The sequence below is a fragment of the Luteipulveratus mongoliensis genome (genome assembly GCF_001190945.1).
In the GTDB taxonomy this organism is placed as follows: Bacteria; Actinomycetota; Actinomycetes; order Actinomycetales; family Dermatophilaceae; genus Luteipulveratus; species Luteipulveratus mongoliensis.
The window spans coordinates 3,931,636-3,955,212 of the sequence record NZ_CP011112.1 but is presented as its reverse complement, the minus strand read 5'-3'; the positions used below and the strand labels follow the sequence as shown (position 1 = coordinate 3,955,212).

General features: G+C 67.2%; 22 protein-coding genes and 3 tRNA genes. 12 read left to right on the top strand and 13 right to left on the bottom strand.

The annotated features are described in order from the left end of the window. Nucleotides 1-48: 48 nt before the first annotated feature. From rph to VV02_RS18750, 4 genes are read left to right on the top strand one after another with little or no spacing between them, the layout of a single operon-like run. Nucleotides 49-813 (top strand): ribonuclease PH, encoded by a 765-nt coding sequence (gene rph, locus VV02_RS18765; RefSeq protein ID WP_052593977.1) that lies wholly within the window; start codon nucleotides 49-51, stop codon nucleotides 811-813. Further along, complete coding sequence (gene rdgB, locus VV02_RS18760; RefSeq protein ID WP_052593975.1) at nucleotides 813-1,421, top strand: RdgB/HAM1 family non-canonical purine NTP pyrophosphatase; 609 nt, start codon at nucleotides 813-815, stop codon at nucleotides 1,419-1,421. Before rph ends, rdgB begins: the two co-directional genes overlap by 1 nt. Continuing rightward, nucleotides 1,418-2,971, top strand: coding sequence for a molybdopterin-dependent oxidoreductase (locus VV02_RS18755; protein ID WP_052593973.1), 1,554 nt, complete (start codon nucleotides 1,418-1,420; stop codon nucleotides 2,969-2,971). The genes rdgB and VV02_RS18755 overlap by 4 nt, the downstream gene beginning before the upstream one ends. Before the next feature lie 21 nt (nucleotides 2,972-2,992). Then, the gene (locus VV02_RS18750; RefSeq protein ID WP_052593971.1) at nucleotides 2,993-3,865 is read left to right on the top strand and encodes an alpha/beta fold hydrolase; all 873 of its coding nucleotides are present in this window, start codon (nucleotides 2,993-2,995) and stop codon (nucleotides 3,863-3,865) included. On the opposite strand, the gene VV02_RS18745 is transcribed toward VV02_RS18750, so the two are convergent. The 5 genes from VV02_RS18745 to VV02_RS18725 form a co-directional block, all read right to left on the bottom strand. Continuing rightward, entirely contained in the window at nucleotides 3,822-4,682 is an 861-nt protein-coding gene (locus tag VV02_RS18745; protein WP_169787718.1) for a metallophosphoesterase, read from the bottom strand. The two genes, VV02_RS18750 and VV02_RS18745, sit on opposite strands and share 44 nt — an antisense overlap. After that, entirely contained in the window at nucleotides 4,679-6,565 is a 1,887-nt protein-coding gene (locus tag VV02_RS18740; RefSeq protein WP_052593963.1) for a putative nucleotidyltransferase substrate binding domain-containing protein, read from the bottom strand. The genes VV02_RS18745 and VV02_RS18740 overlap by 4 nt, the downstream gene beginning before the upstream one ends. 14 nt (nucleotides 6,566-6,579) lie before the next feature. Then, entirely contained in the window at nucleotides 6,580-7,362 is a 783-nt protein-coding gene (locus VV02_RS18735) for a glutamate ABC transporter substrate-binding protein (protein ID WP_218917443.1), read from the bottom strand. Between the two features lie 64 nt (nucleotides 7,363-7,426). Next, on the bottom strand, nucleotides 7,427-8,971 hold the full coding sequence (locus tag VV02_RS18730) for an amino acid permease (RefSeq protein WP_052593959.1): 1,545 nt from the start codon (nucleotides 8,969-8,971) through the stop codon (nucleotides 7,427-7,429). Between the two features lie 370 nt (nucleotides 8,972-9,341). Continuing rightward, nucleotides 9,342-9,416 (bottom strand) — tRNA-Leu (locus tag VV02_RS18725). A 73-nt stretch (nucleotides 9,417-9,489) separates the two neighbouring features. Between VV02_RS18725 and VV02_RS26495 the strand changes: the two genes are divergently transcribed. Continuing rightward, nucleotides 9,490-9,930 carry a hypothetical protein gene (locus VV02_RS26495; protein ID WP_157063461.1) on the top strand — a complete coding sequence of 147 codons (441 nt, stop codon included), beginning with the start codon at nucleotides 9,490-9,492 and terminating at the stop codon, nucleotides 9,928-9,930. A gap of 22 nt (nucleotides 9,931-9,952) precedes the next feature. Here VV02_RS26495 and bcp read toward each other — a convergent pair whose 3' ends face one another. Further along, a complete protein-coding gene (gene bcp / locus VV02_RS18715) occupies nucleotides 9,953-10,420 on the bottom strand; it encodes a thioredoxin-dependent thiol peroxidase (RefSeq protein WP_052593955.1) in 468 nt (155 codons plus the stop codon). Between the two features lie 91 nt (nucleotides 10,421-10,511). Between bcp and VV02_RS18710 the strand changes: the two genes are divergently transcribed. The 6 genes from VV02_RS18710 (at nucleotide 10,512) to VV02_RS18685 (ending at nucleotide 17,643) form a co-directional block, all read left to right on the top strand. Further along, complete coding sequence (locus VV02_RS18710) at nucleotides 10,512-10,808, top strand: DUF3618 domain-containing protein (protein ID WP_052593953.1); 297 nt, start codon at nucleotides 10,512-10,514, stop codon at nucleotides 10,806-10,808. Nucleotides 10,809-10,839: 31 nt separating this feature from the next. Next, nucleotides 10,840-11,136, top strand: coding sequence for a GroES family chaperonin (locus tag VV02_RS18705; RefSeq protein ID WP_157063635.1), 297 nt, complete (start codon nucleotides 10,840-10,842; stop codon nucleotides 11,134-11,136). 88 nt (nucleotides 11,137-11,224) lie between these two features. Further along, a complete protein-coding gene (locus tag VV02_RS18700) occupies nucleotides 11,225-13,993 on the top strand; it encodes an AfsR/SARP family transcriptional regulator (protein WP_083450278.1) in 2,769 nt (922 codons plus the stop codon). An 85-nt stretch (nucleotides 13,994-14,078) separates the two neighbouring features. Next, on the top strand, nucleotides 14,079-15,194 hold the full coding sequence (locus VV02_RS18695; RefSeq protein ID WP_218917442.1) for a HesA/MoeB/ThiF family protein: 1,116 nt from the start codon (nucleotides 14,079-14,081) through the stop codon (nucleotides 15,192-15,194). 446 nt (nucleotides 15,195-15,640) lie between these two features. Continuing rightward, nucleotides 15,641-16,882 carry a hypothetical protein gene (locus tag VV02_RS26715; RefSeq protein WP_052593948.1) on the top strand — a complete coding sequence of 414 codons (1,242 nt, stop codon included), beginning with the start codon at nucleotides 15,641-15,643 and terminating at the stop codon, nucleotides 16,880-16,882. Then, nucleotides 16,879-17,643: a thioredoxin-like domain-containing protein gene (locus VV02_RS18685; RefSeq protein ID WP_052593946.1), complete on the top strand. Its 765-nt coding sequence runs from the start codon at nucleotides 16,879-16,881 to the stop codon at nucleotides 17,641-17,643. Before VV02_RS26715 ends, VV02_RS18685 begins: the two co-directional genes overlap by 4 nt. Nucleotides 17,644-17,723: 80 nt before the next feature. Here the strand turns inward: VV02_RS18685 and VV02_RS18680 are convergent, their stop codons facing one another. The 5 genes from VV02_RS18680 to VV02_RS26485 form a co-directional block, all read right to left on the bottom strand. After that, a complete protein-coding gene (locus VV02_RS18680) occupies nucleotides 17,724-18,923 on the bottom strand; it encodes a glycine C-acetyltransferase (RefSeq protein ID WP_052593943.1) in 1,200 nt (399 codons plus the stop codon). Nucleotides 18,924-18,971: 48 nt separating this feature from the next. Then, nucleotides 18,972-20,009 carry an L-threonine 3-dehydrogenase gene (gene tdh / locus VV02_RS18675; protein ID WP_052593941.1) on the bottom strand — a complete coding sequence of 346 codons (1,038 nt, stop codon included), beginning with the start codon at nucleotides 20,007-20,009 and terminating at the stop codon, nucleotides 18,972-18,974. A 74-nt stretch (nucleotides 20,010-20,083) separates the two neighbouring features. Further along, nucleotides 20,084-20,159, bottom strand: a tRNA-Lys gene (locus VV02_RS18670). Between the two features lie 54 nt (nucleotides 20,160-20,213). After that, a complete protein-coding gene (locus VV02_RS26490) occupies nucleotides 20,214-20,369 on the bottom strand; it encodes a hypothetical protein (RefSeq protein WP_157063460.1) in 156 nt (51 codons plus the stop codon). A 118-nt stretch (nucleotides 20,370-20,487) separates the two neighbouring features. Beyond that, nucleotides 20,488-20,682, bottom strand: coding sequence for a hypothetical protein (locus tag VV02_RS26485; RefSeq protein WP_157063459.1), 195 nt, complete (start codon nucleotides 20,680-20,682; stop codon nucleotides 20,488-20,490). Nucleotides 20,683-20,915: 233 nt separating this feature from the next. Between VV02_RS26485 and VV02_RS18660 the strand changes: the two genes are divergently transcribed. Next, a complete protein-coding gene (locus VV02_RS18660) occupies nucleotides 20,916-22,679 on the top strand; it encodes a YihY/virulence factor BrkB family protein (protein WP_052593938.1) in 1,764 nt (587 codons plus the stop codon). Nucleotides 22,680-22,732: 53 nt separating this feature from the next. Here VV02_RS18660 and VV02_RS18655 read toward each other — a convergent pair. After that, a tRNA-His gene (locus tag VV02_RS18655) sits at nucleotides 22,733-22,808 on the bottom strand. Between the two features lie 102 nt (nucleotides 22,809-22,910). Beyond that, entirely contained in the window at nucleotides 22,911-23,543 is a 633-nt protein-coding gene (gene orn, locus VV02_RS18650) for an oligoribonuclease (protein ID WP_083450275.1), read from the bottom strand. Between the last annotated feature and the right edge of the window lie 34 nt (nucleotides 23,544-23,577).

The window sequence follows — 23,577 nt, the reverse complement described above, 5'->3', positions numbered from 1 at the left end:
CCGCAGCCTGTAAGGAGCAGGCGCCGCCACGCTCCGTACGCTGGGCTCATGACGATTGATGCCTCTGCACCTCGCCACGACGGGCGAGCACCTGACCAGCTCCGCGACATCCGCATCACCCGCAACTGGCTCGACCATGCCGAGGGCAGTGTGCTCGTGGAGTTCGGCCGGACGCGCGTGCTGTGCGCGGCGTCGTTCACCGAGGGCGTGCCGCGCTGGCTCAAGGGCAAGGGCACCGGCTGGGTCACGTCGGAGTACGAGATGCTGCCGCGCTCGACCAACACCCGTTCCGACCGTGAAGCGCGCAAGGGCAAGGTCGGTGGCCGGACCCACGAGATCTCCCGCCTGATCGGCCGCAGCCTGCGCGCGGTCATCGATACCAAAGCCCTCGGCGAGAACACGATCGTGCTCGACTGCGACGTGCTGCAGGCCGACGGCGGCACGCGTACGGCTTCCATCACTGGCGCGTACGTCGCACTCGTCGATGCGATCGCGGACGCCAAGGCACGCAAGCTGATCCCGGCGAAGGCCGAGCCGTTGACCGGGTCGGTCGCCGCCGTCAGCGTCGGCATCATCGACGGTCGCCCGGTCCTGGACCTGGACTATCCGGAGGACTCCACGGCCGGGACCGACATGAACGTCGTGATGACCGGCGATGGTCAGTTCATCGAGGTTCAGGGCACCGCGGAGGGTTCGCCGTTCACGCGAGCCGAGCTGGACGCCCTGCTCGATGTCGCGGCCAAGGGCATCGTCGACCTCACCAAGCTCCAGAACGACGCGCTGGCCGCCGTCCCTCGGGAGCGTGCTGTCTGATGGGCCGTCGCCTCGTCCTCGCAACCCGCAACGCGGGCAAGCTCCGTGAGCTTCGCCAGCTGCTCGCGGGGGTGTCGGAGCTGAGTGACGTCGAGGTGGTCGGCGCCGGTGACATCGACGGTGTGCCCGAGGTGCCCGAGACCGGAGTGACGTTCGAGGAGAACTCGCGCCTCAAGTCGCAGGCAGTGGTCAATGCGACGAGTTTGCCTGCAATTGCTGATGACTCGGGACTCACGGTCGACGTGCTCGGAGCAGCACCAGGCGTGTGGAGCGCAATGTGGTCGGGCAGCACCGGTGATGACCAGGCCAACATCGACCTGCTCCAGGCTCAGCTCGCCGACGTCGACGTGGAGCGGTTGACCGCCTACTTCAGCAGCACTGTCGTGCTGACGATGCCCGACGGCACCGAACGCGTACGGGTCGGTCGTGTCGACGGTCGGCTCACGCGAGATCAGCGTGGCACCAACGGTTTTGGCTATGACCCGATCTTCGAGCTGCCTGACGGTCGCACTCTGGCTGAGCTCACCGACGACGAGAAGAACGCCATCTCCCACCGCGGCAACGCGTTGCGGGCGCTGATACCGGATCTGACCGAGCTGCTCAGATGAACCTCTTCCTCCGACGATCGGGGAGAGCGGCCCTCGGCGGGGTCGTGATCGGAGCGGTGGTCCTCTCCATCGCTGAGCTGTTCGCCGGACTCCTCATCAAGATGGGTGAGAGCAAAGGCGAGCCGTCGCCCGTCCTGGCCGTCGGTGGGGCATTCGTCGACCGAACACCGTTGTGGCTGAAGAACTTCGCGGTCGACACGTTCGGGACCAATGACAAGAAGGCGCTCTTCGTCGGGATGGCCCTGGTCCTGCTGGGCCTCTGCTGTGCGATCGGGGTGCTCCTCGCGTACCGCTTCCGGCTCGCGCTCGTCGCACTGGTGGTCCTGGTCGCGGTGGCCGCCGCAGCAGTGCTGAGTCGTCCTAACAGCGGCGGGATCGATGTGGTGCCAACGCTGCTCGGCGGGTTCGCAGGGTTGTGGGCGATGTCCCGCTGGCGTCGACGGGTCGTGGACGGGGACGACTCCACGCTCGGTCGGCCGAGTCGTCGGGCGGTCCTGGCCTACGGCGGCGTGACGCTGGTCGGTGCCGGGCTCGTCGCTGCCGGAGGTCGAGCACTCGGGAACGCGTCGAGACGAGTGGCGGAGGCACGACGCGCCTTCGTCGTACCTCGGGTGGCCGCACCGGTGACCGCGCCGGCGGGCGCGTCGTTGGGCGTCCCCGGCGTGACGCCGTTCGTCGTCCCGCAGAAGGACTTCTACCGCATCGACACGGCGCTCGTCGTGCCGCAGGTCGACCCGTCGAGCTGGCGGCTCAAGGTGCACGGCATGGTCGAGCACGAGATCGAGATCGACTGGGAGACCTTGCAGTCCAAGCCGATGCGCGAGGCGATGGTGACGCTGATGTGCGTCTCCAACGAGGTCGGCGGCAACCTCAACGGCAACGCCATCTGGACGGGCTGGCCGGTGCGCGAGCTGCTGGCCGAGGCCCGCCCCAAGCCGGGTGCCGACATGGTGCTGTCCCGCAGCACGGACGGCTTCACCGCAGGCACTCCGCTCAGCGCACTGACCGACGACCGCAACGCGCTGCTCGCGATCGGCATGAACCGAGAGCCCCTCACCGCGACGCACGGCTTCCCGGTGCGGCTGGTGGTGCCAGGTCTGTACGGCTATGTGTCGGCGACCAAGTGGGTCACCGACCTCAAGGTCACCACCTACGCCGACGACATGGGCTACTGGACTCCACGCGGCTGGTCCGCGAAAGGCCCGGTCAAGACCTCGTCCCGGATCGATGTCCCGGGAGATGAGGACCGCATACCACGAGGTGCCGGAGGTGTGGTCGCAGTGGCCGGCGTCGCCTGGGCACAGCACCGAGGGATCACCGGGGTGCAGGTGCGGGTCAACGAGGGCGACTGGGTTGATGCGCGCCTGGGCACAGAGGCGAACATCGACGCGTGGCGCCAGTGGGTCTATGAGTGGCACCCGAAGCCTGGGAAGTACGCGCTCTCAGTGCGAGCGCGCGACGCCACCGGTGCGTGGCAGACCGGCGAGATCGCCAACCCGGATCCCGACGGCAGCACCGGCTGGCACATGATCCGTGTGACCATCGACTGACGTCACGTGCAAGCATCGAGCATGGACACTCTCGCCCTGCCCGACGGCCGCTCTCTCGACTTCCAGATCAGTGGTCCCGACGGGGGATCCGTGATCCTCTTCCACCATGGGACGCCCGGCTCGCTGCTGGCATCCCGTCGGATCGAGCGGGTCGCGCACGCCCAGGGGCACCGGCTGCTGACGTACTCCCGCGCCGGTTACGGCGGCTCGAGTCCCCGGCCCGGACGACGCGTGGTCGATGTCGCGGAGGACATGGCGGCTCTGCTCGATCACGTCGGCGTCGACCGATGCGTCACGGCCGGCTGGTCGGGTGGCGGACCGCACAGCCTGGCCGTTGCCGCCCGCCTGGCGGATCGAGTCACGGGTGCGCTCGTCATCGCGGGCGTGGCTCCGCACGACGCAACAGGGCTGGACTTCACCGCGGGAATGGGGGAGGACAACATCGAGGAGTTCGGCGCGGCCCGCGAGGGTGAGGACGCCGTACGCGCGTTCATCGAGGTCCTGCTGCCTCAGCTGCGGGGTACGACGCCCGAGGGCGTGGTCGAGGCGCTCGGCTCGGTGCTCCCGGACGTCGACCGCGCTGTCCTGACTGACGAGGCCGGGGCGGACATGGTCGCCAACTTCCAGGAGGCGCTGCGTATCGGGCCCGAGGGCTGGATCGAGGACGACCTCGCGTTCGTGCAGGACTGGGGCTTCGAGCTCGACGAGATCAGCATCCCGACCTTCGTGTGGCAGGGCAGCCTCGACCTGATGGTGCCGTACGCCCACGGCGAGTGGCTCGGGCAGCACGTGCCTGGCATCAAGGCGCACCTCATCGAGGGTGAAGGCCACCTGTCGATCGGGCTGGGCGCTACCGACCAGATGATTGCGGAAGTGACCGCGACCCTGGCCTGAGCTCGGTCACCCAGGCGTGCCAGGGCTGCCGCGGACCTCGGCCGTGCCCTGGGTCGATACCGACGATGTGGCCACCGTCGAGAGAAGTCGTCTCGTGGGCTGAGCCGGGTTCGAGGACGGTTCGTTGCGCCAGGTCGGCGCCGACGCGGAAGCGCTCGTGGTGCCAGTCGTACAACGACGTGTGTCCGTGAATCTGGTTGAACGGCAGGCGTTCTCCCATCCAGCTCGGGAGCAGCTCGGTCTGCGCGCACGCCCAGAGCGGACCGGCCGTGGTCGACGCCGGCCGGCCGAGCATCTCCCCGGCTCGGAACAGTGAGTCGTCGTCGGTGTCGACCAGTCGGTTCAGTAGGTCGGCCGCCTGCCGTGCGTCCGAAGGCTGGCCGAGGCTGTCCCGCCAGAAGCCCGCGGTCAGCCCGGCGTGAGTGGCGAGGTAGTCACCGTCGACGGTCGGGAGAGCGACCGCAGCCCGCATGAGGCCGCTCGTCCACCACTGCTGGAGCAGTCGTGCGCTGGCCTTGTCCAACGGCTCCGACCATTCGAAGGCCGGCTCGCGCAGGTACTGCGCCTCGTGGTTGCCCGCGAGCTGGACCCATTGCTCGGGCTGGCGGTTCAGGTAGCCGTCGACCAGGCGTACGACGCCGGCCGAGTCCGGGCCACGGTGTACGAGATCTCCGACCTGGACGACGATCAGGTCGGCCGGGAGAGCACCGCTCGCTGAGTCCGCGCCGAGCCGGATGAGCTCCGCGCGCAGCTCATCCAGATGTCCGCCGACGTCGCCGATGACGGCCACGCGGGTGCGGTGTTCGGCGGCCGTCACTCCTGCGGGCCCGTCCACTGCTCTGGTGGCAAGTAGGCCGAGACGTTGGCCATCCGGCGCTGCAGCGCGTTGATCTCGTGCACGGCCTGGGCGATGACGCTGCGGTCGATCGCGGACATCGAGCCGACGGGCATCTTGTCCGACACCCGCCCGCCGCTCTGGTACTGCATCAGCTGGTAGCGCAGGCGAAGACGTTGCAGCACCTCGAACGCCTCGATCGCCGCGCGTGCCTGGCTGTCAGGCAGGATCTCCGAACCGGATGCCGCTCGGAGGCGCTCGACGGTCGACAGCACCGGCGACCCGACGCTCAGGGCCGCCCAGCGGGCGATGTTGACGACGGGGAGCAGCGCCTGGTCCTTGATGTCGAACGGAGTGGAGCGGCGCATCAGCATGTCGCGGGTCGTACGGACCCGTGCGCGTCGGGACAGAGACTCCTTGAGGAGCAGGCTCAACGTGCCCGGATGGTTGCGCACATCAGCGAAAACCGCTGTGACTGCTGGGAGTCCGTGATCGCCGTAGACGGGACGACCGTCGACGAGCAGTGACGTCATGATGGCGCCCTGGTTCTGCTCGGGAGACGCCAGCCAGCGCTTGGCCGCGTCGCGCCACTGCGCATTGGTGCGCGAGAAGACGGCTCTCGGCGCGGTCGCGCCATGGCTGTCCGAGCTGAGTCCGGCGCGCGCGAGCGCCCCGTGCACCTCGCCGAACGCAGCACGGTAGGCATCGAACAGGTCTGGGGGAGCGTCACCGACGAAGGCCACGGCCGAGTCCACGTCCGAGCTCAGCACCGACTCGCGTCGGCCGTTGCTGCCCAAGGAGAGCCAGGTGAACTCGTCCAGCGGCAGGTCGGCGTGACCGGTGAAGACCAGCTCGATGGCGCGGCGTACGACGGTGTCGATGATCGCCGAGTAGACCGCGATCACCTTGCCCGACGCGAGCCCGTGCGACAGCAGCTCGACCAGCAGGTCGGGCGATCGCAACGATCGCTCGACGAGCTCATCGATGGTGCCGGATCGCCGAATCTGTTGGTGCAGAGGCACATCCGCGGTCGTCGGTGAGAGCGTGAAGTCGCGGGCCGAGACGACTCCGCACAGCCGGTGCGCCGTGTCGAGGACCACGACGTAGTCCGCGTCGTCCTCGAGCATGGTGAGCAGGGCCTCGCCCGCGGAGTCGCCGACGAGTGCGATCGGCACCGAGGTAGCGAGCGCCTCGGACACGCTCGCGGTCGTGGGGACGCCGTCGCTGATGACGCGTGCTCGCAAAGACTCGTCCGTCACGAGGCCGTAGGTGTCCTCGCCGAGAGGCACCACCGCACATCCGCAGCCGCGCTCGGTCATCTGTCGGGCGACGTCAGCGATCCGGTCGTCGGGCTGGACGACGAGGGGCTTGGACTCGATCAGCTGCTCGACGGTGGAAAAGCTGGGCAGTCCCGACGGCCGACGCGAGGTTGCGACGCTCTCCGCGAGGAACTGAGCGCCACTCTTCGAGGCGAACGCGGTCGCGGCCACCTCGCCGGCGATACGTACGACCAGGGCATCGTCGACGGCCACCGCGCGCGGTCCGATGGAGCGTTCGCTGAGCATGGCGGAGAAGCCGAAAACCCCACCGGGGCTGAGGAGCTCGTCTGGGTCACGACTGCGCCGGTCGCTGTCGTTCCACAGCTCGACGCGACCCGTGTAGACCACGAAGACCTCGACCGAAGGGCTCTGGAACGCATCCAGGATCAGCTGGCCGGCGGCGTACCGCTCCACGGTGGAGGCCGAGGCCAGCACCGTGCGCGCCGCCGGCTCCAACGCATCGAACGGCGGATGCTGACCGAAGAACTCGGCCAGATCGTCGGTGTCGATGGTTGGTTCGACATCCCTCGCGTCGGTGGGTGGCATCGGCGAGGACCGACTCAGCTCCCGACCTTCGGGGCGCTGGGGATGCTGTATCCCGACGGGGTGACGTTGTCGTTGAGCGACTTCTTCCAGGCCCCGGAGCTGATGAACTCCTTCAGCGCCGTGTTGACCTTGGCGAGCCGAGCCGCGTCGCCCTTCTTCATGCCGACGCCGTAACGCTCATCGGTGAAGCCCTTGCCGATCAGCTTGAGCTCGCCTTTGTACTTGGACAGGCTGGCGAACCCGGCGAGCAGTACGTCATCGGTCGACACCGCGTCGACGTCGCCGTTGGCGAGATTGCGTACGCACTCGCCCCAGGTCGGGACCTCGTGCAGAGTGATGTGGCCCTTGTAGTGCGCCTTCACGTAGTCGGCCGACGTCGTACCCGCCGCCGCACACAGCGTCTTGTCGTTGAGGGTGTCCGGCCCAGTGATCTCCTCGTCGTTGCGTCGGATCAGCAGATCCTGGTGGGCCACGAAGTACGGTCCGGCGAAGTCGATCTCCTTCTGCCGCTCCGGCGTGATCGAGAACGTCGAGACGACGAGGTCGACCTCACCACTGGTCAGGGCAGAGACCCGCTCGGCCTGATCGATCACCTTCCAGGTGATGTTGGCCGACGGCACGCCCAACTTGCCGGCGACGAAGTTGGCGGTGTCGATGTCGAAGCCTGAGTACGACGCGCCAGCCTTCAGGCTCAGGCCGGGCAGGTCACCGGAGATACCAATGGTGATCTTGCCGTTGCCGGTCGCACCATTGCTGGTCGCCGGCGTCGGCGAGGCTCCGTCAGAACAGGCTGACACGGTGACCACCATGAGCGCAGCGGTCGCGCCCGCAACAGCGTGCTTTCTCACTGAACGACCCATGTCACTCGTCCTCCTCGGTCGCCGTGCTCGGTGCGCCGACGGGATATCGCGGACCCGTGTCGGTCCAGACGCTTCCTAACCTGTCACCAGTATTCGCCACCACTTTGGGTCGAACCACCAGCCAGCCGAGCTCAAGGACGATGGCGATCAACGGGATGCCGATCACCACGACGATGAAGCTGATCTTGTGCGAGAAGTAGGGCGAGGACTGCCAGCCCGAGATCGCCATGCCGACGACCACCAGGACAAGGAAGGCGAGTCCGAGATAGCTCGTCCACGGGGAACCAGGCGTCCGGAATGGGCTGGGCGGGATGACCCCCTTGTCCGAGAGCCGCCGCAGCCGCAGCTGACACAAGAAGATCGTCGACCACGTGAACAGGACACCGATCGCAGCGGCCTCCAGCGCGATCTCGAAGGCATCGGGGCGCAGCGCGTTCAGGATGGCGCCGAAGACGTACACCACCGAGGTCAGGACAATGCCCGCCCAGGGCACACCGGACTTGCTCATCTTGAGCGTGAAGCCGGGCGCCTGCTTGGACATGCCCAGGCTGCGCAGCACTCGGCCGGTGGAGTACAGGCCGGAGTTGAGCGATGACATGGCAGCGATGATCAGGACGACCTGGATCACGTCTCCCATCCAGTCCAGGCCCATTCTCCCGAAGACGGTGACGAACGGACTGATACCAGACGTGTATTCGCTGGTCGGCAGCATCGACACGAGCAGGATCAGCGAGCCGACGTAGAACACGGCGATCCGCATGACGACGGCGTTGACGGCCTTCGGGACCTCGCGCTTGGGGTCGGCCATCTCGCCGGCGGCGACACCGACCATCTCGATCGCGGCGTACGCGAAGACGACACCCGACATGACGAGAATCGGCCCGTACCAGTTGAAGTCGCCCGATGCGGGCCAGAACCCGCCGGGGTTGCTCCACATGTTGGACACGCCTGCCCGGTGCTCGCCGATGTCGAGTCGCAACCCGACGACGACGATCCCGACGAGCAGGAAGATGACGATCGCGCCGACCTTGGCGATCGATGCCCAGAACTCGAACTCGCCAAAAGCCTTGGCAGACATCAGGTTCACGGCGAGCACGACGGCCAGGGCGATGAGCACCGTGGCCCACTTCGGCATGTCCGGCTTCCAGTGCTGCACGTACAGGCCCACGGCGGACAGCTCGGCGATCCCGGTCAGCGCCCAGTTCAGCCAGTACATCCAGCCGGTGTAGTAGGCGGCCTTCTCGCCGTAGAACTCACGCATATAGGAGACGAAGGCCCCTGAGGTCGTGCGGTGCAGGACCAGCTCACCGAGGGCGCGCATCAAGAAGAACGCGATGACGCCGACGACGGCGTAGCTGATGACGAGGGCCGGTCCGGTGCTGTGCAGTCGCGAGGCGGACCCGAGGAACAGTCCGGTGCCGATCGCGCCACCGATCGCGATCATCTGGACCTGTCGACGACCGAGCGACTGCTTGTAGCCGACTTGCTCGGCATCCAGAGAGGAGGGTGAGTCTCCCCGGTCCTCGGTGACTGTGGAGTCGCTCATGTGCACCCCTTGCTCTAGAAAACGCGGGGAATTCGAGAATCCGATCCCCGAGAACGCGGTGCGGCATGGTTTCGCCCTATGGACTCCGGCCGCAATGGGAGTCTCGTGCCATGGACACGTGACTGACCAGTATTCGGCCCGGCCGCAATCGCCAGGTGGAACGCTGTTCGCGTAGCGACCGCGTGAGGCAGATGTGGTGTATAGGACCGCGATGTGTCGTGGTCTGGCACGGTGCGCGAGGCGGGACTCGAACCCGCACACCCGAAGGCGCCGGTACGGACCGGCGACTACCCGTCGCAGGAGCGCCAGAGCTCGAGCCCACCACGTCGGTGGGCTCGAGCTCGGCTGCCGCTTCTGAGGTATCTCGCGGTACGGCCGGTGAGATTCGAACTCACACTGTCAGGCACCTAAAGCCTGTGCCTCCTGCCAGTTGGGCTACGGCCGCTCAAGGCACATCATAAGACGGCTCCGTCTCGTCGGTGTGACCATGGACGGCGCGAGAAGGTCGGACACTGTGAGTGACAGTTGGGGCACAGGAAGCGAAGGTTCGTTCGCTCGTTGTTGTGGAGGTCGCCGTCAATGTGGTCGACCTGAAGAACGAGGGGCGAGCCCTGCCACACCGGACCGAGTCCGCAAAGGGCACAGGTGAACTCGCGCCCGATGGCGATGAGGGCACGCCTAAGTCGCCCGCCGTTGACCCGCGCGTCACCGAGGGCTCGCCGAGTCAATACCTGCTCCGGATCGGCCCGGTTGCGGGTTCTGTTTCGCCGTTTGTTTCGGGTGAAGTGGCTCGTGTCGATCTCGTACTTCACCAGCTACCGGCTGATGTGCGCCTGCGTGCCACCTGCCTGCGGCCGTCCCAAGTTCCGGAGTACATCGGCGACGGAGTCAGCATCGACAACGGCGCGGGCCAGGACGTCGCGGGTGTAGACGAGGCGGGGCATGATTCGAACATATGAACGAGGTCCGACACGCCACAGCTCACGCCAGCTTGAGGGCCTTCGACAGCGACGCAACGTGGCCGGTCGCGCGCACGTTGTACTTCGGCAGCGTGATCGTGCCGTCCTCGTCGATCACGAACGTCGAGCGGATCACACCCGTAACGGTCTTGCCGTACAGCTTCTTCTCACCCCAGGCGCCGTACGCCTCCAGCACCTGCTTGTCCGGGTCCGACAGGAGGGGGTACGTCAGCGCCTCCTTCTCGACGAACTTCGCCAGCTTCTCCGGCTTGTCGGGGGAGATGCCGACGATCTCGTACCCCGCCTTCTGCAGCGTGGTCAGCGAGTCGCGGAAGTCGCACGCCTCCTTGGTGCAGCCCGGCGTCATGGCCGCCGGGTAGAAGAAGATGATGAGCTTGCGACCGCGGAAGTCGCCGAGCGCGACCTGCTTGCCGTGGTCGTCGGTGAGGCTGAAATCGGGTGCAGCCTCACCGGCTTCGAGACGGGGCATGTGGTGTCCTCTCCGTGGCCGCACGGCCTGATGTCCGTGCGGTGCTCCTACGTTAGGGTCACAACCAGTTCAGACGACAAGGAGATCCCAGATGGCCAAGCAGCGCGAGACGTCCAAGCCCGCCGCACCGCGCGCCAGGTCCGCCAAGGAGATCGAGGCCGACCTCGCTGCCTCGCGTCAGCGGCTGGCCGGGACGATCGACGAGCTGGCTTTCCGAGCCCAGCCCAAGGAGATCGCCAAGCGGCAGGTCGAGGGCCTGAAGCTCGCCGCCAACGACGCGACGCGCACCCCGGACGGCGAGCTCAAGACCGAGAAGATCGCGGGCGCGGTCGGCGGTGCAGGCGCGTTCCTGCTGCTGCTCGGCCTGTTGCGTCGCGCACGTGGCTGAACCCGCCACCTCGGAGGGCTTGCCCATCCGGATGCTGCACGATCGCGTCCTGGTCTCTCAGGACGGCGAGTTGGGCGAGCGGAAGTCCGGGGGCGGGATCGTCATCCCGGCGACCGCCAGCGTCGGCAAGCGCCTCGTGTGGGCGCAGGTCGTGGCGCTCGGCGCACACGTACGCCAGGTGCGGCTGGGCGACCGGGTCCTGTTCGACCCCGAGGACCGTGCCGAGGTCGAGCTGCAGTCCAAGGACTACGTCCTCCTGCGCGAGCGCGACCTGCACGCCGTCGCCGCCCAGCCCACAGAGAACGGACAGACCGGCCTTTATCTCTAGCCTCCGCGGGTGCTGTGCTCCCACGCCTTGACGAGATTCGACGAGGTCGGTGTGCACACACGGAGCTCGCCGCTTATCTTCCTGACCCATGGAGATCAGACTGCTCGGGACTCCGGAGGTCTGGCATGCGGGCCAACAGCTGGAGATCGGCTCCACCAAGCCGCGCCTGATCCTTGCCGCACTCGCAGCCACTCCAGGACAGGTTGTACCGCTGGACGTGCTGGTCGACCGGGTCTGGGGAGAAGCCCTACCAGGCAACCCGACCGCATCGCTGTACTCCTACATCACCCGACTCCGGCAGTCACTCTCGCCTGGTGGCGTTGCGATTGCGCGCCGCAGCGGCGGGTACGTCTGCGAGGTGCCGCCTGAGTGCGTGGACATCGTGGAGTTCCGGCGCCATATCGAAGTCAGCAAGAACGCAGCATCGACCTCAGCCGTGGTCGATCTTCATGCAGCGCTTCGGCTGTGGCGCGGCCAACCGCTCGCTGGACTGCACGGGGACTGGGTGTCTCGTCTGCAGCACAAGCTCCTGGAGGAGCGGTTGTCGGCGCTGCTCGCGCTCGCGCGCCATGAGCTCTGCGGCGGCGGTCGGCTCGACGAGCTGATTGACACTCTGCTCCAAGCATCGTCGGACTACCCGTGGTCGGAGCCCCTGATCGGTCATCTCATCCAGGGTCTGTCGCTCGCCGGGCGTCGTGCTGAGGCGCTCGACCTCTACGCACGCTTCCGACAACGACTGGTCGATGAGCTGGGGGAGGAGCCCTGCAAGGAGCTGAACGAGGTCCACCTCCGCCTGCTTCGGGGCGATGACCCCACGTCGACGGGGACCACGTCGCCAGCCCTCGTCGTACCGCGCCAGCTCCCGATGGTCAGCCGACACTTCGCCGGACGAGGTGAGGAACTGAAAGCGCTGGACGAGCTGCTGGACCCCTCCGCGAGCCGCCGAACGGCGGTGATCTCGGCGATCGCCGGCACGGCCGGGATCGGCAAGACGTGCCTCGCCCTCCACTGGGCCCATCGTGCAGCGACGCAGTTCCCCGACGGCCAGCTGTACGTCAATCTGCGAGGGTTCGACCCGTCGGCACGGCCCTTGACGCCCGGGCATGTTCTCGGTGAGTTCCTGGAAGCCCTTGGCATACCCGGTGAGGAGATACCTCGCGACGATGCGGCGCGTAGTGCACTGTTCCGCACCCTCACAGCAGACCGCCGGCTGTTGATCGTCTTGGACAACGCTCGCGATGCTGAGCAGGTACGCCCCATCGTCCCGGGCGCATCAGACAGCTTGGTTCTGGTGACCAGTCGCAGTCGGTTGACGGGCCTGGTTGTCGAGCACGGTGCGCTACCGATCACCCTGGACCTCCTCGCGGACGAGGACGCCAGGCAGATGCTTGCTGGATATCTCGGCGCCGAGCGGCTGTCCCGAGAACCTGATGCGGTGGCAGACCTGGTGGACGAGTGCGCCCGCCTGCCCCTCGCCCTGGCCGTCGTCGCAGGTCACGCCTCCGTCACGCCGGCTACGTCACTGCGAAGTCTCGCCGGCCAGCTGGCCGACCGGCGTCAGCGGCTGGGCGTGCTCGACACGTTTGACGCGCGTACGACCGTACGCGGGGTGTTGTCGTGGTCCTACGATGCGCAGCGCCCAGAGGCACGGAGGATGTTCCGGCTGCTCGGCGTCCATCCCGGCCCGGACATCTCCGTGGCGGCAGCATCGAGCCTCGCGGCGCAGTCCGTGGAAGCGACGACCGTGCTGCTCCAAGAGCTCTGTCGGGCCAACTTGATCGCCGAGCGCCCAGAAGGTCGATTCAGCTTTCATGATCTCCTGCGGACCTACGCCCTCGAGCTGGCGGAGCAGTCGCCGGACGACGGTGGCGTGTTACGAGTCGTGGACCACTACCTCCAGTCAGCCAACGCTGCGGCGCGAGTGTTCGCACCACAAGGACACGCGATTGGCGTTCCGTCGCCGGTGGCCGGTGTGACGGCTGAGAGGTTCGCCAACAGGGACTCGGCCTTGGCCTGGTTCGACGCGGAGCGCCCAGCCCTCGTGGCGACCATCGATCACGCCGCGCAGGTCGGGCTCGACGTGCACGCATGGCAGCTGGCCGATCGCATGTCGAGCTTCATGGACTGTCAAGGCCACTGGGCGCAGTGCGTCGCCACCGAGGAGGTCGGCCTTGCTGCTGCTCAGCGCCTCGACGACAGGACAGCACAAGCGCAGTTCCACCGTGGACTTGCCGTGGCGCACTTCCGCATGGAGGAGGGAGACCAGGCCGAGTGGCACGCCACCCGAGCGTTCGACCTGTTCCAGACGGACGGCGATACGGTCGGCGAGGGCAACGTCCATCAGATCTGGGCCCTGCTGCTCGGCGACAAGCACGACTATCTCGGCGCTCTGGCGCACGCCGAGCGCGCACTGGAGCTGTACCGACTCGCAGGCCACCGATCTTTTGAGGGCAGGGCGTTGAACCAGGTCGGCTGGCGTCACGCGTTGCTCGGCGACTATCAGCAGACCCTCGACTTCTGTCGACGTGCGGTGGACCTGCAACGCGAGCTCGGCGACCCGAAGCACGAGGCAGCCAGCTGGGACAGCCTCGGCTATGCCCAAGACCACCTCGGCAACCGTGCTGAGGCCCTTCGGTGCTATGAGAGCGCGTTGTCGTTGTTCGAGCAGGCCGGCGATCGCTATGGCGCGGCGACCGTACTCAGACACATCGCGGACTGTCGCGAGGCGTCCGGCGACCTGTCCGGCGCGATGGGCGCGCGAGAGCACGCGCTGAAGATCCTGGACGCGCTCGGCCACCCGGACGCCGCCCGGGTACGCCTGCAGATCGCTTCGGTTGGACCGGTGCGCCGGCCGTAGCTGTCAGGCCCAAGAAAAACTCAAGGCCCACTCGTGATGATCTGACTCGCTGCGTGACCGTCTGGTCCGGCGGGGAGGAGCGACGGTGGCGACAGAACTGATACCGAGCCTGAAGAGCGTGGTCTGGGAGCGCGACGGCTCGCAGCTACGACTGATGTATGACATCCGCGATCAGTTCGTGATTGCCGATCCCGACGGTCAGCTCGAAACGCTGCTGGTCCATCTGCGAGAGGGCCGCTTGACGGTCGCGGAGCTGTCCGAGGCGCTGTCGGTGGGGGAGCGATCTGTGAGCCCTCACGAGGTTCGCGAAGCCATCACGGTCCTGGATGCCCACGGCCTGGTTGAAAGTGTGGCGAGCGAGAGCGAGGACGCGTCCGATCGTGAGCGCTACCACAGCAATCTGGCGTTCTTCGAGTCCTTCGCTTCCCTCGAGCGTGGCCGCGCAGACTTCCAGCAAGCGCTCCGCGAGTCGCACGTTCTCGTCCTCGGGACCGGCGGCCTCAACTCCAACACGATCCCGCACCTGTGCGGTCTCGGAGTCGGCCGGCTCACCCTCCTGGACAAGGACGTGGTCGAGCTTCGCAACTTCGCTCGTCAGTACCTCTACCGGTACAGCGACATCGGGCTGCCCAAGGTGGATGTCGCAGCGGACTGGGTGCGGGCCTTCGATCCGTCGATCAAGGTCGAGACGATCAGCACCGAGCTGAGCGGCGCGGCGGACATCGGCGACGTGCTGGACGCAGTCGGGCCCGATGTCGTGATGTCGGGTGTCGACAGCCCTTCTGAGATCGATGACTGGGTCAACGCCGCCTGCGTGAGCAGGTCAGTTCCGTATGTGCGTGGCGGCATGTTCGTCACGACCGGGCTGGTGTGGTCGGTCGATCCTGGCGCAAGTGCCTGCCGAGAGTGCTTGACGTCGTCGCCCGATGAGCTGGACGCCGAGGAACGCACCGCCGATGCGCTCTTCCGGACCGGGGAGCGCACCAATCGTGGAATCGGCCCGGTAGCGGGCCTGCTCGGGTCCTTGTGCGCCTTCGAGGTGCTCCGGTACCTCACCCGTTTCGAGGCGCCGGCCTATGCCGGTCGCCCGAACGTCATCGACTTCGCCCATGGCTGCGCGGTCCGGGAGTTCGAGTGGAAACGGAATCCCGCGTGCACGGTGTGTGCGCCCACAGCCAGACCTGCGAAGAGAGGGAGGTGACCAGCATGAAGATCGAGATCAAGCGCATCGAGAACGCCCGCCTCACTGGCCTGTGCGGGGACTGCATCGGCAACAGCTGATCGAACGTTGCTGCCCCGTGGCCGAGACCACGGGGCAGCAACGATGACGCAAGGAATGCGATGGATGGAACTCCGGTACCTGACTCGCATCGAGGCGCCGGCCCACGCCGGGCGCCCGAACACCATTGACTTCGCCGATGGCTGCGCCGTGCGGGAGTTCGAGTGGAAACGGAATCCCGCATGTCCGGTGTGCGCAACCACAGCTAGACCTGCGAAGGATCGGAGGTGACCCACATGAAGATCGAGATCAAGCGCATCGAGAACACTCGTCTCACCACGCTGTGTGGCGACTGCCTGGACAGCTGACCGGTGACGCTGCTGGCTCGTGGCGCGCTACGAGCCAGCAGCAGCAACCAAAGGAACTCAATGGACAGCACCTCAACGACCGCCGCTCAGTCGGTGGATCTGAGCCTGGTGACGGTCGCGCGGGTTGACGAAGAGTGCATTCTCGGCCGCCCCGACCTGGGGCTTTTCGTGGCCGTCCCGGAGCCGGGCGCCGTCCTGGTCGAGGCGATTCAGTCTGGCGCGTCGCTCACCGAGGCCACCCGTCTCGCGAGTGAGGCCGCCGGAGAGGTCGTCGACGGGTCGGAGTTCCTGGAGGGCCTCGCCGCGGCCGGCTTCTTGGAGCCGTCCGCTGAGTCAGCGGCGACAGCGGAGCGCTCCGACGCGTCCGGCACTCGCTCGATCCGGTGGATCGAAGGAGTACGGCAGCCTGTGGCAGCGCGCTTCTTCGGGAGAGCTGCGTGGTCGGCGTACATCGCGGCCGCGCTGTTCGCACTCGGCGTCTGCGTCGTCGCTCCAGAGCTGCGTCCGTCGTTCGAGCACTCCTGGTGGTTGCCTGATCCGATCTGGTCGATCTTGCTGCTCACACCGGTCACCTGGGCGCTGCGCGCGGTCCACGAGGCGTGGCACTGGCTCGGTGGGCGAGCGGTCGGGGTGCCTGCAGCGTTTCGGGTGAGCTATCGAGGAGTCTTCCTCGTCTTCGAGACCGACGTGAGCCAGATCGTGACCGTGCCACGTCGCCAGCGCTATGCCACCTATCTCGCGGGGATCGCCATCGATGCGGTCCTGATGGCCCTGGCCTTGAGCGTTCGGCTGGCCAATTGGGAAGGGTGGCTGTCTCTGCCCGGGCTGCTCGATCGGTTCCTCGCAGCAGTCGTCCTCGTCCAGTTCTTGTCGATCGCCTGGCAGTTCTTTGCGATCTTCATGCGCAGTGACGCGTACGCGGTGGTTGCCACCATGCTGCGGTGCCACGATCTCAACCGGGCCACCTGGCTGACCACGAAGGATCGGCTGTGGCGACTCGACGAGACCGAGCAGGCCGACCTCGAGTCCATCGACGCACATGACCGGCGCGTTGCGCGGTACTTCGGAGTCGCCTACCTCGTCGGCATGTTCGCGGTCGCCTGGCTGCTCCTGAACTACGCGGTGCCCTTTCTCATCGGCCTGGTGGCATGGGTCGCCGGAAGCGTTCTGCACCCCGACCTCGCCTCCTGGGCGTTCTGGTCCTCCCTCGCGGCACTCGTCGTCGTCGGAGGCCAACGCCTGCTGCCCCTTTTCCTCGCGCTCCGAGAGCGCCGACTTCGCCGGACAGGACAACTTCGATGACCTATCAATCTCCGCGGCGCTGGCTCTGGCGTCTGGCCACCGTCATCACCATCGTGGCGATGGTGTCGTTCCTGTTCGTCAACCGCTATCAGTACGTCTTCGGCCTAGTGGCCGGCTCGACGGCTGAGCAGCGCATCGACTCATGTCTGCCGGGCCAGGCGGTCGTCGTCATCGACAGCCCGCACATCTCACAGAACGAGGTGAGTGGCGTGTCATACAGCTCGACGCCGGCTACATCGGGACCGCACTACCCGTACACCGTGGCGCCCGGCTACTACGACAAGCCAGTAGCGCCAGGGCTTTACGTCCACGCGATGGAACACGGCCACGTGGTGATCCACTACGCATCCGATACGCCGCGCGAGACGGTCCGAGCCCTCACTGACTTCACCCGTCGCCACATTGATGACGTGGTCCTGACGCCCAACCCGAGGCTGAGTCACGGCCTGGCCTTGACGGCCTGGGGAAGACTCGAACGGCTCGATGGCTATGACGAGCCGGCCATCGGAGCGTTCGTCGACCGGCTGAAGGGGCGTTTCGACCACGGCTGGACGTCCAAGGCTTCGTGTCCGAGTGCGAACGCGGCCGAGTATCGGTCAAGTCCTGACCGGCCGCCGTCGGCAGCCCGCACGGAGTGCAATGGGTCAGTGCCGGTGACCTCGGCGCGCGCGTCGACGAGGACCTGTGCGCAGTCGTGCACGTCCTGCTCAGGATGTGCGGCTGAGAGCTGCACGCAGACCTGCGGCACCACGGGGGTATGAGAACGCGATCCGCAATCGTGTAGACGCAGGGCAGGCGGTCCTGGGTGGCTCGGGCCCTTGGCCGGACGAGGCTCAGGAGGTCACGGCTGGCCGTTGACCTCGGCTCGGGCGTCGATGAAGGCCTGCACACAGTCGCGCACGTCCTGCTCGGAGTGCGCTGCCGACAGCTGCACGCGGATCCGTGCCTTGCCCTGCGGCACCACGGGATACGAGAACGCGATCACGTAGACCCCGCGCTTCAGCATGGCGTCGGCAACCTGCGCGGCCGTACGCGCTCCGTCCTCTCCCGGGAACATCACCGGGGTGATCGGGTGGCTGCCCGGGAGCAGCTCGAAGTCGGCCTCGTCCATCAGCTTGCGGAACAGAGTTGTGTTGCGCTGCAACGCTTCTCGCTGCTCGTTGGAGGCCGCTGCGAGCTCGATCGCCTTCAGCGAGCCGGCCACGACCGATGGCGCGACGGCGTTGGAGAACAGGTAGGGCCGCGACCGCTGGCGGAGCAGGTCGACGATCTCCTGGTGCGCGGCGACGTAGCCACCGGATGCTCCACCGAGCGCCTTGCCGAGCGTGCCCGTCACGATGTCGACGCGGTCGAGCACACCCTTGAGCTCGTGGGTGCCGCGGCCGCCGGCGCCGACGAAGCCGACGGCGTGCGAGTCGTCGACCATGACCAGAGCGCCGAACTCGTCTGCGAGATCACAGATCTCGTCCAACGGTGCGTAGTAGCCGTCCATCGAGAACACACCGTCGGTGACCACGACCGTACGACGCGCGCCGGCTTCGCGGGCTGCCTCCAGCTGGGCGCGCAGGTCGCCCATGTCGGCGTTCTTGTAGCGGAAGCGCTTCGCCTTGGACAGGCGGATGCCGTCGATCAGGGAGGCGTGGTTGAGCTCGTCGGAGATGATCGCGTCCTCGGCGCCGAACAGCACCTCGAACGTCCCGCCGTTGGCGTCGAAGCACGAGGAGTAGAGGATCGCGGCCTCCTGGCCGACGAAGTCCGCGATGCTGCGCTCGAGCTCGGTGTGCTGTGACTGGGTGCCGCAGATGAAGCGCACCGATGCCATGCCAAAACCCCACTGCTGCAACGCATCTCGCGCCGCGCTGACGATCTCGGGATGGTCGGCCAGGCCGAGGTAGTTGTTGGCGCAGAAGTTGAGCGCGTCGGCCTGAGCCGTACGCACGTGGGCCGCCTGGGGTGAGGTCAGCTCACGCTCGTGCTTGGTCAGGCCCGCGTCGTCGATCTCGCGCAGGGTGGTCGCGAGCTCGTCCTTGATCGTGTACATCGTGTGTCTCCTTGGCTCCTGCGTGATGACCGGCGATGTGGCGCGCGGTCAGCTCCAGTCGATGACGACCTTGCCGCACTGGCCGGACCGAGCGGCATTGAATGCTTCCTGCCACTGCTCGGCGGGGTAGCGGTGCGTGATGACGGAGTGGACGGCGTGTTCGAGCTCCTTGGAGGACTGGAGCATCGCGCTCATGGCGTACCAGGTGTCGTACATCTCGCGGCCGTAGATGCCCTTGATGGTGATCATGTGGGTGATGACCCGGCCCCAGTCGATGGGGTAGGGGTCGGACGGCAGACCGAGCATGGCGATCCGGCCGCCGTGGTTCATGTTGGCGATCATCTCCTCGACCGCCGCCGGGTGACCGGACATCTCGAGTCCGATGTCGAAGCCCTCGCGCATGCCGAGGTCGCGCTGGGCGTCCGCCACCCGCTCGCGAGAGACGTTGACGACGCGGTCTGCACCGGCGGCCTTGGCCAGATCCAGCCGGTAGTCGCTGACATCGGTGACCACGACGTTGCGCGCGCCGACGTGCTTGGCGATCGCGGCACCGATCACGCCGATCGGACCGGCACCGGTGACGAGGATGTCCTCGCCGGCGATGGGGAAGGACAACGCGGTGTGGGTGGCGTTGCCGAACGGGTCGAACACCGCACCCACGTCCGGGTCCATGTCGTCGGGCTGCACCCAGACGTTGCTCGCAGGGATCACGACGTAGTCGGCGAACGCGCCGTCGCGGTTGACGCCGATGCCGACCGTACGGATGCACAGGTGCCGGCGTCCGGCCCGACAGTTGCGGCACTCACCGCAGATGATGTGTCCCTCGCCGGAGGCCCGCTGCCCGACCTTCACGCTCGTGACGTGTGGTCCGATCTCGACGACCTCGCCGAAGAACTCGTGGCCGATGATCTGAGGCACCTTGACGGTGGCCGCGGCCCACTCGTCCCACTGCTCGAGGTGCAGGTCGGTGCCGCAGAGGCCGGCCCTCAACACCCTGATCTTGACGTCGTCGGGGCCACAGGTCGGCTCGGGAGCATCGATCAGCTCGAGGCCAGGAGCAGCTTTGGTCTTGGCTAGTGCACGCACCCGGTCAGTCTGCCTGTTGCCTTGGGGGACAAGCGAATCGGGGCCTGACAGTGTCAGGCCCCGATTGCGTGGAGTGGTGCGCCAACAGGGACTCGAACCCCGAACCCGCTGATTAAGAGTCAGCTGCTCTGCCAATTGAGCTATTGGCGCAACGAGGAGAAACCTTAGCAGGCAGATGTGGCAGGCATGAAATCGAGTCGGGCGTCAGCGACGCAGCTCACGCAGCGCGAGTCCGGCAGCGACCAGAGCGACGGTCGCGGACCCGAAAAGGATCGCGCCCTTGCCCGAGCTGCCGCCGCCCTCCGTCTGTCGTCGAGGAGGCAGCAACGCACCCTGAGCGCCCGAGCTGGACTCAGTCACCCACGGCGTGACGGTCTCCGACCCTGTGCTGGACGACGTCGTCGTGGACGGTGCGGTCGTGCTTGTCGTTGCGCCGCTGGTCGTTGACGTCGATCCGGGCCCTGGAGTGTCGCTCGGCTCATCCTGCGAACCGCCGGGCCGGGACGTGGATGAGTGCCGCGGCCCTTGCCACGTGGTGCTCGGGTCGGGTCGCGACGTCCGCGTCGGCCTCGGTGTGGACCGTGGCGGCTGGGTACGGGTCGGCAGGCTGGTCGCCGTCGGCGTACGGGTCGATGTCGGGGGCTGCGACGTCGACTGTGGCGGCCACGGCCATGGGGGGATCGGCCCGGTCGGATCGGCGTGTGGCTCGGCGACGGCGGTGGTGGCGCCCATCAGGGCGCAGCAGACGGCCACTCCGCCCAGAGCGGAGGCGCGCACGAGGGGCTGTGAGAAGCGCGGCATCAGCCCATTGTGGGCCAGCCTTCCCTCGATCTGGCGTTAACGGTCGCTAAGTTGCAGGCGAGTAGCAAGGAAACGTTCTTCAGCCCGCGAGCAGAGGTGCCTTCGATGTCCCTGCAGACCGAGACGGCCGTCGAGCGGCCGGTCTCCACCATCCCGCGTACGCGCGCCCGGCCCAGCTGGTCGGTCGCCCTCCGACGCGCCGTCCAGAAGTTCTCCCAGGACCAGTGCACCGACGTCGCCGCGATGCTGACGTACTACTCGGTGCTGGCGCTGTTCCCTGGCCTGATCGCGGTGATCTCGCTCATCGGCGTGTTCGACATCAAGCCGAACGACCTGATCGACATCGCCGCCGGGATCATGAACAAGCCGGTCACTGACAGCACCTTCAACACGCCCAGGAAAGTCCTCGGCAACTTCCACAGCGGCGGTGGTGCCAGCGTCGCGCTGCTCATCGGTCTGCTGGGTGCGCTGTGGTCCGCGTCGGGTTATGTCGGGGGCTTCAGCCGGGCACTCAACCGCATCTACGACATCGGCGAGGGTCGGCCGGTCTGGCTGCTGCGCCCATGGCTCTACCTGGTCACCGCGATCGAGGTGCTGCTGATCGTCGTGGTCATCGCCGCACTGGTCTTCTCCGGCAAGGTCGCCGAAGAGGTTGGGAGGAAGATCGGCCTGGGGCAGGAGGCGGTCAAGGTCTGGGACATCGCCAAGTGGCCGTTCGTCTGTCTGATCGTCATCCTCATCATCTGCCTGCTCTACTGGGCGACTCCCAACGTGCGCAAGCCACGCCGGGTCTTCCTCAGCTGGGGCGCCGCCGTCGGTTTCCTGGTGTGGGTGCTGACGTCGGCCGCGTTCGGTCTCTACATCACGCTCACCCACGGCATGTCGTACTCGAAGACCTACGGCGTCTTCGCCGGAGTCGTGATGTTCCTGCTGTGGCTGTGGATCACCAACCTGGCGCTGCTGTTCGGGGCCGAGCTGGACGCTGAGCTCGAGCGCACCCGGCAGCTAAAGTCGGGCCTGCCGGCCGAGGAGCTCATCCTGCTGCCGGCGCGCGACGACAGCGGCCTGGAGAAGAAGGCCGAGAAGTACGACCAGACGGTCCGGGTGGCACACGAACTCAGACTGTCTTCCGGGAAGGATGTCGAGGCGGCGGGCCATGGTCTGGTGCCGGCGCTCGCCATCCGTCGCAGCAACGAGAGGACCGCATCCGCGATGACTGCCAGTGCCGAGGACCCGACCCGCCCGGCCACCCGCCATCTCGATGGCACACCGAGCTCGTTGAAGGGGCCCCAATCCGCCGAGCTGCGTGAGCAGGCGCGCGGCGAGGACTACGACCCTGAGCGTGATCGCGCCCTCGTGCAGCAGGCCCGGGTCGAACGCCGCGACACCGCGCTGGTCAGCGCCTCCAAGAACAGGCAGGTCCGCGACCGGCTCCAGGCCCAGGAGACCAAGGCCGCAGCCGCTCGCAAGGCGGCCGAGCGCAAGGCCGCCGAGGAGCGCAGGGCCGCCGAGGCGCAGATCACCCGTGAGCAGCGCTGGGCCGAGGTCGCTCACGTGCGCGCCCAGTTCGACCCCGAGCCCTCCCTCGCGCGCGACCAGGTGGAGGCCGAACGCCAGGCGCGACGGGTGTCGTACGACGTGGATCAGGCAGAGAAGGCCGCGAACCCGCCCCCGCCCAAGCCGCCGAAGGTCAAGACGCCCCCGATGCCGAGCGCGCTGCGTACGGAGATCGAGGACGAGCGCGAGGATCGGCGGTCACGGTGGTACGCCCGCCGCCGGCCCCAGGGGTCGGCCGCACCGGTCGATGAGGCGCAGGAGTCGGACGCACCGGCCGATGAGCCTCAGTTCCGGCGAGACCGCCGCAGCTGAGCATCGAGGACAGCGAAAGGCCCGGCACCAGAAGGTGCCGGGCCTTTGCTTCTTGGGGTGAGTAACGGGACTTGAACCCGCGACATCCGCCACCACAAGGCGGCGCTCTACCAGCTGAGCTATACCCACCAAGGCGACTACCTCGTCGATGAGAGGCAGCGCGAAACATCGTACCGGGTGCGAAGCGGTGCTCGTGACACCACCCAACGACGCCCCCGACGGGAGCCTGTGTCAGTGGGCGGCGGGCAGGACGTACTGCTCGGCGATCGCCTTGGCAGCGTTGGTGTCCGGGCCGGGTTGGGCGACGAAGACGGCCTCGCGGTAGTAGCGCAGCTCGTTGATCGACTCGCGGATGTCGGCCAGCGCGCGGTGGCCGCCGCCCTTCTTGGGGGCGTTGAAGTAGGCCCGCGGGTACCAACGCCGCGACAGCTCCTTGATGGAGGAGACATCGATGATCCGGTAGTGCAGGTGCTGCTCGAGCTCGACCATGTCGCGGGCGAGGAAGTTGCGGTCGGTCGCGACCGTGTTGCCGCCCAAGGGCGCCTTGCGCTCCTCCGGGACGAACTCGCGGACGTACGCCAGCACCTGCTCCTGCGCCTCGCCGAGGGTCACGCCGGCATCCAGCTCTTCGAGCAGCCCGCTCTTGACGTGCATCTCGCGCACGAAGTCGCCCATCTGGGCAATCGCCTCGGCGGGAGGCTTGATGACCAGGTCGACACCGTCCCCGAGCTGGTTGAGCTCGAAGTCGGTGACCAGGGCCGCGACCTCGATCAGGGCGTCCGCCTGCAGGTCGAGCCCGGTCATCTCACAGTCAATCCAGACAATGCGGTCGGTCTGGGCTCTTCCAGGTGCTGTGTCGCTCACCCGCCCACCTTAGGCACCTGCACTACCCTCCAGG